The following is a 12,000-nucleotide window of genomic DNA, read 5'->3' on the forward strand; positions in this document are numbered from 1 at the left end:
CCAAAGCGGGATCGCGCGGCTCGGAAGGGGCGAGCGGTGCGCTTTCGGGCGCGGGCTGCGCTTCGACGCGCCGTTCGGCTTCGTCGGCATGGCGGCGCGCGGCCGCGAGCCGTTCGCGGGTGATCGGCGGGGTATCGTCGAGCGGGGCCCCGGTTTCATCGAGGTGCGGCGCGGCGTCCTCATCGTCGGCGGGGAACGGGTCCGCGCCCACGGTATCGGCCGGATCGTACTCGACCGTTTCGACTGGCACGAACAGGCCCAGGTCCTGCCCACGCCCGGACGAGCCCGGCCCACCGCGCACCAGCCCGACGACGAGCGAGAGACCAAGGCCGACGCCGATCGCGATCAGCGCGCCGGTGCTGCGCCCGACCCCGGCCTCGATCTGGTTGACCATGTTGTCGAACGCGCCGAGCAGCGCGTTGAGCGAGCCGCTCGCGCTGGGCGAGGCAAGCGGGGCCATCGCGATGTAGATCGCGACCGCTATCGCCAGTCCCATGATGGCGAAGGCGGCGATCATTCGTTTCATGGCACACTCCACGGGTGTTTTTCGGGTCCGCGCCGGCGCGCGGGTCATGCGGCATCCACCACCGCAGGCACTCTCGTCTGATCCTTCCTGCCGGGGAGAACGCAGGGCAAGAGCGTGGACAGCCGCGCCGACGGTGTTATCCCCAGTGGCGATGGCCAAGCTCTACTTTTACTACGCCAGCATGAACGCCGGGAAGTCGGCGAACCTGCTTCAGGCGAACTTCAATTACCACGAACGCGGCATGCGCACGATGCTGTGGACCGCCGGGCTCGACGATCGCGCGACGCGCGGCGCGCCGGGTGAGGATCACGCGATCGAGAGCCGCATCGGCCTGCACGCCAGCGCCCACCGCTTTGTTCCCGAAACCGACCTGTTCGCGCGGGTCAGCGCGCTGCACGCCATAGAGCCGCTGTCGTGCGTGCTGATCGACGAGGCGCAGTTCCTCACCCCCGAGCAGGTCTGGCAGTGCGCGCATCTGGCCGACACGGTGGGCCTGCCGGTGCTGTGCTATGGCTTGCGCACCGATTTTCAGGGCGCGCTGTTTCCTGGTTCGGCGGTGCTGCTGGGTATTGCCGACACGCTGGTCGAGCTCAAGGCGGTGTGCCACTGCGGACGCAAGGCTTCGATGAACCTGCGCGTCGATGGTGAGGGGCGTGCGGTGCGGGAGGGCGCGCAGACCGAAATCGGCGGGAACGAACGCTATATCGCGCTGTGCCGGCGCCATTTCAGCGAGGCGCTGGCGCGTTGATTCGGGCGCGGGGTTTGCGCCGGTTCATTGCCGATTCGGCCGCGCGCTCCTAAATCGCGGCGCATGGACCTTACTCCCTTGCAAATGGCGGCTCTGCCGCTGCCGCTGATCCTGGCCATCGTCTTTCACGAAGTGTCGCACGGGGCGGTTGCCCGCCTGCTTGGCGATCCGACCGCGAGCGAGGCGCGGCGCCTGACGCTCAACCCGCTGCGCCACGTCGATCCGGTGGGCACGCTGCTGGTGCCCGGCTTCCTCGCGCTGGTGAAGGCGCCGGTGTTCGGCTGGGCCAAGCCCGTTCCCGTCAACAAGTGGCGGCTTGGCAATCCGCGCCGCGACATGATGCTCGTGGCCGCGGCGGGTCCGGCCAGCAACATCGTGCTGGCGACGCTGAGCGCGGTGGCGATCGGGCTCTACGTGCGCTTCGTGCCCGAGGACACCGGGCCGGTGCTGCTCTTTGTCGGCACGAGCCTGTCCTTCTTCCTCCAGTTCAACCTCTTCCTCGCGCTGTTCAACCTGCTGCCGGTGCCCCCATTCGACGGCTCGCACATCCTCAAGGGGCTGCTGCCGCGTTCGCTCGCGCAGCGCTATGCCCGGTTGCGGCCCTTCGGACTTGCGCTGATGGTCGTGCTCCTGGTGCTGGTGCCGATGGCCTTCCCGCAGTGGGGGGTGATCGAGCGCGTGGTCGAACCGGTGTTCGGCTGGGTCTTTGGCCACTTCCTGGCTCTGGCGCGGATGGTTTCGGGGACCTGAAATCGAGCGGTGCGATTTGTATGAAACTGTCGCTTCGGCTTGCGATCGGCCTGGCCCGCGCCAATATCGGGAAGGACCGACAAAGGGGGCAAATGGTCGCGCAGTTCGAAAGGAATGCACCATGAAGATGACCGCCTGGATTGTTCCGCTCAGCCTTGTCGCGCTGAGCCCGCTCGCCGCCGCCGCGCCCGCGTTCGCCAGGGATGCGCCGAGCCATGCCGAAAAGGCCGCCGCGCGCTACGCCTCGATCCCCTTTGCCGATCACGGCGGGGTCGACGACTGGCGTTCGGACGGCACCGGGACGGTCTATTTCAAGGACCTGCACAAGCAGTGGTACAAGGCGCGGCTGATGGGCGTGGCGGTTGACCTGCCCTACGCCGAACGGATCGGCATCATCGCCGGGCCGGGCGGCACGCTCGACCGCTTCGGCGGGGTGCTGGTCGAGGGGCAGCGCTACATGTTTTCCTCGTTCGAGAAGGTTGACGGTCCGCCCGAGGGCAAGGCGCATGGCAAGCACGCCCTCGACGCCACGCGCGACGGCACGAGCGCGGCCCACGCCAAGGTCGCGGCGGCGAGCGGAACACGCTGACAGGGCCGGTGCGCGCGGTGCTGTGCCCCTGCCGTTGACGCGCCGTTGACGCGCAGTTGACAAGCGCGCCGCGGTGCGGCTTGGGGCGGGCATGACCTCTTGCCCCTCCTTCGCCGATCGCCCGAGCCGCTGATGCCCCACGGCTGGATCATTCTCGACAAGCCGGTGGAGCTGGGCTCCACGCAGGCCGTGTCGGCCGTCAAGCGCAACTTGCGGGCCGCGGGCTTCAACATGAAGCTCAAGGGCGGGGTCAAGGTCGGCCACGGCGGTACGCTCGACCCGCTGGCCTCGGGCGTGCTGCCCATCGCGCTGGGCGAGGCGACCAAGCTGACCGGGCGGATGCTCGATGCCGACAAGGCCTATCTGTTCACCCTGCGCTTCGGCGAGGAGACCGATACCCTCGATGCCGAAGGCGCGGTGATCGCCACCAGCGCGGTGCGCCCCACGCCCGAGGCGCTGGCCGCGATCCTGCCGCGCTTCACCGGGCCGATCCGGCAGGTCCCGCCCGCTTATTCGGCGCTCAAGGTCGATGGCCGGCGCGCCTATGATCTGGCGCGCGCGGGCGAGGACGTCACGCTCAAGGAACGCGCGGTGACGATCCACCGCCTCGAGGTCCACGGGTTCGACGAGGCTGAGGGCGTCACGCTGCTCGCCGCCGTGTCCAAGGGAACCTACATCCGCAGTCTCGCGCGCGACATCGCCCACGCACTCGATTCCTGCGCCACGGTGACGATGCTGCGGCGGATCAAGGCCGGGCCGTTCGACCTGGCGCACGCGATTTCGCTGGACAAATTGAACGAAATCGGTAAGGGCGCGCCTCTTGAACAGATACTCTTGCCGCTGGAGGCGGGGCTGGACGACATCCCGGCCATCGACCTCGACCCGGAGCAGGCAAGGGCGGTCCGACAGGGCCGAGTTCTGACCGGAATGCCCCAGGACGACGGGCTGCACTGGTCACGGCTGGAGGGAACTCCGGTTGCGCTGGTGGAGCTTTCACACGGCAATGCTCGTGTGGTTCGGGGGTTCAACCTCACGGATGTCGCGGAGTGAATGAATATGTCGGTTACCGCCGAAAAGAAGCAGGAAATCATCACGGACAACGCCCGCGTTTCGGGTGACACCGGATCTCCTGAAGTCCAGGTCGCGATCCTCACCGAGCGTATCCGCAACCTGACCGAGCACTTCAAGGCTCACCACAAGGACAACCACTCGCGTCGCGGTCTGCTGGCCATGGTCAACAAGCGCCGCTCGCTGCTGGACTACCTCAAGAAGAAGGACGTCCAGCGTTACAACGATCTGATCCAGAAGCTGGGTCTGCGTAAGTAACAGCTGCGTTTCGGCCCGCCTCTGGCGGGCCGTTTCGTATTGTGCCATCCACACCGGCCTCGCGCCGTGCTAAGGATGGCGCACTCCGGCTGGCAGCCGGACACGAAACACGAAAGGCCTGCTCGCAATCCGGCGAGGGGCCTGGGGCGCAAACGGCCCCGTACCGGACCGGGACGGCATCCCCGGCAAGGAAAACCCCGTCAGGCAATAGGGCCGATGGGCTGAGGATTATCTTATGTTCGACGTAAAGACCGTATCGATGGAGTGGGGCGGCAAGACGCTCACTCTCGAAACCGGCCGCATCGCCCGTCAGGCGGACGGTGCCGTCCTCGCCACTTATGGCGAAACCGTTGTGCTTTGCGCGGTCACCGCGGCAAAGTCGGTGAAGGAAGGGCAGGACTTCTTCCCGCTCACCGTTCACTACCAGGAAAAGTTTTCGTCGGCGGGCCGCATCCCCGGCGGCTTCTTCAAGCGCGAGCGCGGGGCGACCGAAAAGGAAACGCTGACCAGCCGCCTGATCGACCGTCCGGTCCGTCCGCTGTTCCCCGAAGGGTTCTACAACGAGATCAACGTCATCGCCCAGGTCATGTCCTATGACGGCGAGACCGAGGCCGACATCGTGGCGATGATCGCCGCATCGGCCGCGCTGACCATCTCGGGCGTGCCCTTCATGGGCCCGATCGGCGCCTGCCGCGTCGGCTTCGTCGATGGCGAATACACGCTCAACCCCAAGCAGTCCGCCGCTCTGGAAGACGGTCGTCTCGACCTCGTCGTCGCCGCCACCGGCAACGCGGTGATGATGGTCGAATCCGAAGCCAAGGAACTGGCCGAGGACGAGATGCTCGGCGCCGTCATGTTCGCGCACGACGAATGCCGCAAGGTCGTCGATCTCATCATCGACCTCGCCGAGAAGGCCGCCAAGGAACCCTGGGAGATCGATCTCTCGGACAACACCGCGGACATCAAGGCCAAGCTCAAGAAGGCCGTCGGCAAGGACGTTGCCGCCGCCTACAAGCTGACCGACAAGTCGGCCCGCTCGAACGCGCTCAACGCGGCGCGCGCCAAGGCCAAGGAAGCCTTCGCGGACGAGACCCCGCAGACCCAGATGGTCGCGATCAAGACCATGAAGAAGCTCGAAGCCGAAATCGTTCGCGGCGCCATCCTCAAGGACGGCACCCGCATCGACGGCCGCAAGCTCGACCAGGTCCGCCCGATCGAGGCGATGGCCGGCTTCCTGCCGCGCACCCACGGTTCCTCGCTGTTCACCCGCGGTGAAACGCAGGCCATCTGCACCACCACCCTTGGCACCAAGGACGCCGAGCAGATGATCGACGGCCTCGAAGGCCTGTCGTACTCCTCGTTCATGCTGCACTACAACTTCCCGCCCTACTCGGTCGGCGAAGTGGGCCGCTTCGGCGCGCCGGGCCGCCGCGAAATCGGCCACGGCAAGCTGGCGTGGCGCGCGCTGCACCCCGTGCTGCCCAAGAAGGAAGACTTTCCCTACACCATCCGCGTTCTCTCGGACATCACCGAGTCGAACGGTTCGTCCTCGATGGCGACGGTGTGCGGCGGCTGCCTTTCGATGATGGACGCGGGCGTTCCGATCGAGCGTCCGGTCTCGGGCATCGCGATGGGCCTGATCCTCGAAGGCGACGAGTTCGCCGTCCTGTCGGACATCCTGGGTGACGAGGATCACCTGGGCGACATGGACTTCAAGGTCGCGGGCACCGAGAATGGCATCACCACGATGCAGATGGACATCAAGATCGCCGGCATCACCAAGGAAATCATGGGCAAGGCGCTCGAGCAGGCCAAGGCCGGCCGCGCGCACATCCTGGGTGAAATGACCAAGGCGCTGGGTTCGGCGCGCACCGAACTGTCGGCGCACGCGCCGCGCATCGAGACGATCCAGATCGACAAGTCGAAGATCCGCGACGTCATCGGCACCGGCGGCAAGGTCATCCGCGAGATCGTCGCCGAGACCGGCGCCAAGGTCGACATCGACGACGAGGGTGTGATCAAGATCTCCTCCTCGGACATCAGCCAGATCGAAGCCGCCAAGGCCTGGATCCAGGGCATCGTCGAGGAAGCCGAAGTCGGCAAGATCTACAACGGCAAGGTCGTCAACATCGTCGACTTCGGCGCTTTCGTGAACTTCATGGGCGGCAAGGACGGTCTCGTCCACGTGTCGGAAATGAAGAACGAGCGCGTCGAAAAGCCGACTGACGTCGTCAAGGAAGGCCAGGAAGTCAAGGTCAAGGTCCTCGAGATCGACAACCGTGGCAAGGTCCGCCTGTCGATGCGCGTCGTCGACCAGGAAACTGGCGAAGAGCTGGAAGACACCCGTCCGCCCAAGGCGCCGCGCGAACCGCGCGGTGACCGCGACGGTGGCCGTGGCGGTGATCGCCGTGGCCCGCGCCGCAGCGGTGGCGGCGGCCGTGACGGGGGCCGCGATCGCGGTCCGCGCGGTGGCAACGAAGGCGGCGATCCGGGCCACATGCCCGCGTTCCTCAAGGACGACTGATCGCCCGCTTGACGCGCATCATGAACAGGAAGGGGCCGCGCGCAATCGCGGCCCTTTTCTTTTGTCCACGGCGCTTTGGTGCCCGTCAGCCGAGCCTCGACAAGGCGGGTAAACTCGTCGAAGAGGGCAAGCCGATGCAACTTGGGCGGGAGGACGTATGGGCGCGAAACGGATCGGACGATGGGCGCTGGGGACGGCGTTTGGCGGGCTCGGCGCGCTGGCGCTGTGGGGCAACGCGGCGGACGCGAGCGGCGATTATGGCTGCACGCCGCAGTGGCGCCTGGGCCTCTCAGACTACGCCTGCGCGGGCGATGCGATGCTGGGGCCGCGCAACGATACCCGGATCAACCTGGCCTGGCTGATGCAGGGCGCCGGAACGGGGGGCACCTATCCGGCTCCTTCATGGGACCTCGCGCCGCTGGGGCATGTCTTCCTGAGCTGGGAGGCGATGCAGGCGGCCTACTGGAACCGCACGCCCGACACCACCTGGGTCGACCCGCCCGCCTACGCCGGGACCGTGTGCCAGAGCCTTGCCAGCGGTGGCGCGGCGTTTGCCGCCGCGCTCGAGGCGAGCCGGGTTCCGGCTGGCGAACGCGCCGCGTTGCTGGGCGCGCGTGCGCCGCTCAAGGCGGCCTGCGAGGGTGAGCGTGGCGACCCGGTCTGGCCGGACGGCGTGGCCAGTGTGCCGGGGCGTGCCTATCTCGATTACCTCAAGGGCGCGCATGCCTTTTACGCGCAGGATTTCGCCCGCGCGCAGGCGCAGTTTGCGGCCTTGCGCGATGCGCCTGCGCCCTGGGTTGCGCAGACCGCGCGCTATATGCTCGTGCGCACCGGGTTCGCCGCCGCGCAGGCCAAGGCCTTCGACGAATGGGGCTGGTACGATCCGGCCAAGGTCGACAAGGCCCGCGCGAAAGAGGGCGCCGAGGCGCTCGAGGCCTATCTCGCCGCCTATCCCAAGGGGCGCTACGCCGCCTCGGCCAGGGGGCTGCGCCGCCGTGCGCTCTGGCTGCAGGGCGAGGATGCCCCGCTTGCCAGGGTCTATGGCGGGTTGCTGGATGGCGCGGGGTTCTCCCATCCGGCCACGCTCGACCTGATCGAGGAAGCCGATGGCAAGGCGTTGTTCACCGCCGGGCGGGCGGCGCATCTCGACACCCCGCTGCTGCTGGCGACCTGGGACCTGGTGCGTATGCGCAGCGATCCGGGCTATCTGGCCGAGGCCAATCCCCCCAGGACACTGAGCGCGCCGGAACTCGCCGCGCAGGCCCCGGTCTTCGCGACGATGCCCGACCTCTATGGTTTCCTGAAGGCCTCCTACGCCTACCATGTGGCGCGCGATGATCGCGCCGTGCTGGCCCTGCTGCCCGACGATGCGCGTCAGCCCCGCTACACGCCCCTGGCCTTCAGCCGCCAGATGATGCGCGGACTTGCGCTCGAACGGCTGGGTGATCGCAACACCGCAGGCTTCTTCGCGCAGCTCGTGACGGGCGCCGATCCGCTTTACCAGCGCCCGATGGTCGAACTTGCGCTGGCCATGCACTGGGAGCGGCACGAAGGGCTCGATGCGGTCTTTGCGCCGCAAAGCCCGATCACCGTTCCCGAAATCCGCGCAACCCTGCTCGAACACGTCGCCGGGCCCGATCTCCTGCGCCGCCAGGCGCGCGGCGGGACGAGCGCGCTCGAGCGGCAGGTCGCGGTGATGACGCTGCTCTACAAGGACCTGACCCGCGGCGCCTACGCCGATTTCGGGCGCGACCGGGCGCTGATCCCGGCCGATGCCAACCGCACGGCGACCCCCGGCTGGTGGCTCGAGGACGAGACGCGCACGGTGCCGGTCGGGCGCTTTTCCGATCGTCTCGACACGGCGGCGATCCCCTGTCCCGATCTGGCCGGGGTCGCTGCGCGGCTCGCCGCGGACCCGGCCGCGCCCGGTGCGCTGCTGTGTCTGGGGGAATTCTACCGTCTCAACGAATTCGACGGCTACATCGCGGGCGAGCGCTGGCGCAGCGCCGATCAGCTGGGCGGCACCGCGTCGCGCTTTCCCGGCAAGGCGGCCGATCGCGCCAGCCTTTATGCCCGCGTGCTGGCGGGGAAGGGGGCGTCGGACGAACAGCGCGCCTACGCGCTCTATCGCTCGGTCATGTGCTACGCGCCTTCGGGCAACAACCAGTGCAGCGCGAAGGACGTGCCGCTCGCCCAGCGCAAGGCCTGGTTCGACCAGCTCAAGCGCGCCTATCCCAAGAGCCCATGGGCGTTGAAGCTCAAGTACTACTGGTAACCCGGCGCGCCGCGCTGCTTGCCGGGATCGGCGCGCTGGCGGTGCTGGGCGGGTGTCGCCCCGCCGCTGTGCCGCAGGGGGCGGAGCGGGTGCGCGCGCGCGATTATCAGGCGTTCTTCCTGTGGGCCGGTGTCGCGCCGCCCGCCTGGCTGGGGGAGGCGCGCACGGTTTACGCGCTGGCGGGCGAAGTGCGCCATCGATCGGGCGCGGGCGGTCCGGCCGAAGGCTTCGTGCCCTTGCGCAGCGCGCCCCATGCCAAGGGGCCCGAGGTGTGGATGAGCGTGCGCGTCGAGCGGCTTGACTGGGAGGAAAGCGTGACCGCCGCGGTCCTCTCCACGCTGGCGCGCTGGGCGGCGGCGGGAGGCCGGGTGGTGGGGCTCCAGATCGATTTCGACGCCGCGACCCATGGCCTGGAGGGTTACGCCGCGTTTCTCGAAGCTCTGCGCGCCCGCTTGCCCCGGCGCTTCAAACTCTCGATCACCGGGTTGATGGACTGGAGCGCGGGCGCGCCGCGCGCCGCGCTCGCCCGGCTTGCGGGCGTGGTCGACGAAATCGTGGTGCAGACCTACCAGGGGCGCACCACGCTGCCCGGCACGGGCGCCTATCTTGCGACGCTGGGCCGGTTGGGCATCCGGTTCCGTGTCGCGCTGGTCGAAGGCGGGGTCTGGCAGGCGCCCGCGGGGCTGGAGCGCACGCCGGGGTTTTCAGGCTACGTCGTTTTCCTGGTCGATCAGGGCTCGCCGTCGTCGCCAGGCGGCGCGGCGGGCACCACGCGAAAGCCCGCCCAATCGTCGAGCCCCGCGGCCATGACCCGGTTGCGGCCCGAAAGCTTGGCGCGAAACAGCGCCTCGTCGGCCGCGCGCAGCGCCTCGCGCCGGTCGGCATAGGCATGCGCGTCGGCAACGCCTGCGGAAAAGCTGATCCGTCCGAAGGGGGTGTTGGTGACCCGGTTGACCAGCCGGCGCAACGATAGCGCTTCGCGGGCGTCATCGAGAATCGCGCAGGCCTCCTTCAAATTCGAGCCGCGCAGCAGCACGACGAATTCCTCGCCTCCGTGGCGCGCAACATGGCATCGGTCGTTCGACAGTTCGGCGAGCGCCTGCGCCACCGTGCGCAGCACCCGGTCGCCCGCTTCGTGACCGTGGGTGTCGTTGATGCGCTTGAAGCGGTCGATGTCGCAGAAGGCGACGCACAGCGCGTCGCGGCCCGCCTGCGCTTCCTCGAATTCCTCGGCAAAGACCGCTTCGAAGGCCCGCCGGTTGGGCAGCCCGGTCAGATGGTCGATCTCGGCCTCGCGGCGGGCGTCCTCGAGGTTCTGCTGGAGGGTCTGGGTCTCGCGCTCGGAGCGGTTCATCTCGCGCTCGATGTCGCGGGTGCGCCGCAGCATCTCGCGCGCGATGGTGGTCAGGGTGGTGATCGAGGAGCAGGGCACTTCGCACGAATCGCTCGCGCCCATTTCATCGACATGCGCCGCCAGCGCCTTGTTGTAGCCGCTGGCGGCGGTGCGCGCCCGCGTGGCGGTCTGCGCGAACTGGGCGATTGCCCGCTCGAGGCTGCGCGCCAGCGTGTGCACGCCCTGCGCGCCGTCCGTGGCCTCGCGCAGCGCCGCGCTCTGTTCGAGCCATTCGAGCGTGAGCGGCGCGCCGCTCGCCACGCGCTCGGTAACCAGCCGCACCAGCGGGGGATCGGCCCCGGTCACGATGTCGTGCGCGAGGCCGAGTGTTTCGGCGGTGACCGGCAGGCGGTGCGTATCGAGGAAACGGGTGAGGTCGTCGAGGATCTGGCGACGGCGCCGGTCAGAGGGCGTCTCGGACGCAGCCGGCCCGGCGCCGGGGTGTCCCGCCGCGCTCTCGTCTTCGTCCGAACGCGATCCCCCCAGCCCGAACCAGCGGGCCCAGTTGCCACGGGAAGTGCTCGGATCGTGCGCGTTCATGGCTGGCGTCGACACCCTGCGATGGCCTGAGGCCATGAAGGCCCCGAGGGAAGAGGTCAGCCTAGCGTGGCAGGGTTGCCCGGCGGTTGCGGGCGCAATCGGGTTTCCCCTTAAATGCGGGGGGCGTGCCCGCCGCCGACAGGGTATCGGGATGGATTCAGAGCGCCTCGGCGTTCGGCGCGCCAGCCGGTACGGGGGCGGGCTGTGCGGCGGGCTCCACGGCGGGCTTGTTCACCCGGCGTGCGGTGAGGATCGGCACCTCGTTCTCAAGGATGTCGCCCTTCATCACGCCTTCGCCCTTGGTGGCCGAGCGCGGCATGGCCCAGATCGTCTTGACCACGTCCATCCCGGCGATGACATGGCCGAAGGCGGCAAAGCCCGCGCCCGGATCGGTTCCGTCGTTGCCCTTCTCGGCGTCGAGCGCGGGCATGTCCGAGATCAGGATCATGAAATCGGCGGTCGCGGTGCCCGGCGCGAAGCGGGCCATCGAGATCGTGCCCGCAGTGTGGCGCAGCCCGGTCTGGTTGGTGCTTTCATGCGCCACCGGCGGGAACAGCTTGTTGGCAAGGCGGACCCCGCCCTGGAGCAGTCCCTCGTCCTGACCGTCGTTGTATTTGAGATGCATCGCCCGGTAGAACGGCGCGCCGTCGAGGTTATGCGCATCGACGTACTTGAGGAAGTTGGCCGAGGTCTTGGGCGCGTGCGTGGTGTCGAGCGCGAGCGTGATCGTGCCCGCAGACGTGGTCAGCGCCACGTAGACGTAGTGGACCGGGTCCGCCGCCGGGGGCGGGGCGGGTGTTTCGGCTGGCGCGGGCGTGGCTTGCGGTGCGTTGGCCTGCGGTGCGTTGGCCTGCGTCAGGGCCGGGCTCGCCGAAAGCGCGGCCGTGACGGCGAGCGTTGCCGCAAGGGCGGTGCGGGTCATGCTACGTCGCATCGAAGGGCTCCTGGCCGTACTGGGCGGGCTGGTGGCGTTTTTGCGGAACGGGGCGCGCCCTTGCGGACGCGCCCCGTTTCCTCAGCGAACGCGCGGACCGCCGAAGGGCAGCGGCGGGGGCGGACGGCGCGAACCGCGCGGCAGCTGCGCCTGGTAGGCCCGGCCGCAATGCTCGACGCAGTACGGGAAGCCGGGATTGACCTTCTCGCCGCAGAAATGGAAATCGGGCTCACCGGGGTGGCCGACCGGCCAGCGGCAGATGCGATCGTTGAGATCGAGCAGGCTGGTCTTGTCCGCGATTTCCGGGCTGGGCTTGGCGGGGACCAGGCGGCGCGGCGGGGCGGGCGGGATCGGTGGCTGCTGATCGCCGGGGCCCTGGCGCAGGAAGCCACCGG

General features: G+C 68.6%; 10 protein-coding genes and 2 pseudogenes. 8 read left to right on the plus strand and 4 right to left on the minus strand.

Annotated features, from left to right (window positions below; genetic code table 11):
• A pseudogene (locus tag MTR62_RS17665) lies at positions 1–526 on the minus strand (hypothetical protein); the annotation flags it as partial.
• A gap of 151 nt (positions 527–677) precedes the next feature.
• Here MTR62_RS17665 and MTR62_RS17670 point away from each other — a divergent pair.
• The 8 genes and pseudogenes from MTR62_RS17670 to MTR62_RS17705 all read left to right on the plus strand — a co-directional run.
• The gene (locus MTR62_RS17670; RefSeq protein ID WP_244023409.1) at positions 678–1,274 is read left to right on the plus strand and encodes a thymidine kinase; all 597 of its coding nucleotides are present in this window, start codon (positions 678–680) and stop codon (positions 1,272–1,274) included.
• A gap of 84 nt (positions 1,275–1,358) precedes the next feature.
• Complete coding sequence (locus tag MTR62_RS17675; protein ID WP_244023411.1) at positions 1,359–2,024, plus strand: site-2 protease family protein; 666 nt, start codon at positions 1,359–1,361, stop codon at positions 2,022–2,024.
• Between the two features lie 121 nt (positions 2,025–2,145).
• The gene (locus tag MTR62_RS17680; RefSeq protein ID WP_244023397.1) at positions 2,146–2,613 is read left to right on the plus strand and encodes a hypothetical protein; all 468 of its coding nucleotides are present in this window, start codon (positions 2,146–2,148) and stop codon (positions 2,611–2,613) included.
• Positions 2,614–2,745: 132 nt separating this feature from the next.
• Positions 2,746–3,663: a tRNA pseudouridine(55) synthase TruB gene (truB, locus tag MTR62_RS17685; RefSeq protein WP_244023413.1), complete on the plus strand. Its 918-nt coding sequence runs from the start codon at positions 2,746–2,748 to the stop codon at positions 3,661–3,663.
• A 6-nt stretch (positions 3,664–3,669) separates the two neighbouring features.
• A complete protein-coding gene (gene rpsO, locus MTR62_RS17690) occupies positions 3,670–3,939 on the plus strand; it encodes a 30S ribosomal protein S15 (protein ID WP_244023415.1) in 270 nt (89 codons plus the stop codon).
• A gap of 235 nt (positions 3,940–4,174) precedes the next feature.
• Complete coding sequence (gene pnp, locus MTR62_RS17695) at positions 4,175–6,463, plus strand: polyribonucleotide nucleotidyltransferase (protein ID WP_244023399.1); 2,289 nt, start codon at positions 4,175–4,177, stop codon at positions 6,461–6,463.
• A gap of 157 nt (positions 6,464–6,620) precedes the next feature.
• On the plus strand, positions 6,621–8,738 hold the full coding sequence (locus MTR62_RS17700) for a hypothetical protein (RefSeq protein ID WP_244023401.1): 2,118 nt from the start codon (positions 6,621–6,623) through the stop codon (positions 8,736–8,738).
• A 275-nt stretch (positions 8,739–9,013) separates the two neighbouring features.
• A pseudogene (locus MTR62_RS17705) lies at positions 9,014–9,295 on the plus strand (DUF3142 domain-containing protein); the annotation flags it as partial.
• Between the two features lie 173 nt (positions 9,296–9,468).
• Here the strand turns inward: MTR62_RS17705 and MTR62_RS17710 are convergent.
• From MTR62_RS17710 to MTR62_RS17720, 3 genes are all read right to left on the minus strand, one after another.
• The gene (locus MTR62_RS17710; protein WP_244023403.1) at positions 9,469–10,671 is read right to left on the minus strand and encodes a GGDEF domain-containing protein; all 1,203 of its coding nucleotides are present in this window, start codon (positions 10,669–10,671) and stop codon (positions 9,469–9,471) included.
• A gap of 157 nt (positions 10,672–10,828) precedes the next feature.
• On the minus strand, positions 10,829–11,593 hold the full coding sequence (locus MTR62_RS17715; protein ID WP_244023406.1) for a peptidylprolyl isomerase: 765 nt from the start codon (positions 11,591–11,593) through the stop codon (positions 10,829–10,831).
• A gap of 93 nt (positions 11,594–11,686) precedes the next feature.
• Positions 11,687–12,000: GcrA family cell cycle regulator (locus MTR62_RS17720; RefSeq protein ID WP_244023408.1), on the minus strand; the 314-nt coding region annotated here is incomplete at its 5' end.

This window comes from Novosphingobium organovorum (assembly GCF_022832435.1).
Taxonomy (GTDB): domain Bacteria; phylum Pseudomonadota; class Alphaproteobacteria; order Sphingomonadales; family Sphingomonadaceae; genus Novosphingobium; species Novosphingobium organovorum.

Excerpts from the sequence above, each read along its gene's own strand:
- MTR62_RS17670 (WP_244023409.1), top strand. The coding sequence starts at position 678 with ATGGCCAAGCTCTACTTTTACTACGCCAGCATGAACGCCGGGAAGTCG.
- MTR62_RS17675 (WP_244023411.1), top strand. The coding sequence starts at position 1,359 with ATGGCGGCTCTGCCGCTGCCGCTGATCCTGGCCATCGTCTTTCACGAA.
- MTR62_RS17700 (WP_244023401.1), top strand. The coding sequence starts at position 6,621 with ATGGGCGCGAAACGGATCGGACGATGGGCGCTGGGGACGGCGTTTGGC.
- pnp (WP_244023399.1), top strand. The coding sequence starts at position 4,175 with ATGTTCGACGTAAAGACCGTATCGATGGAGTGGGGCGGCAAGACGCTC.
- rpsO (WP_244023415.1), top strand. The coding sequence starts at position 3,670 with ATGTCGGTTACCGCCGAAAAGAAGCAGGAAATCATCACGGACAACGCC.
- truB (WP_244023413.1), top strand. The coding sequence starts at position 2,746 with ATGCCCCACGGCTGGATCATTCTCGACAAGCCGGTGGAGCTGGGCTCC.
- MTR62_RS17680 (WP_244023397.1), top strand. The coding sequence starts at position 2,146 with ATGAAGATGACCGCCTGGATTGTTCCGCTCAGCCTTGTCGCGCTGAGC.
- MTR62_RS17710 (WP_244023403.1), bottom strand. The coding sequence starts at position 10,671 with ATGAACGCGCACGATCCGAGCACTTCCCGTGGCAACTGGGCCCGCTGG.
- MTR62_RS17715 (WP_244023406.1), bottom strand. The coding sequence starts at position 11,593 with ATGACCCGCACCGCCCTTGCGGCAACGCTCGCCGTCACGGCCGCGCTT.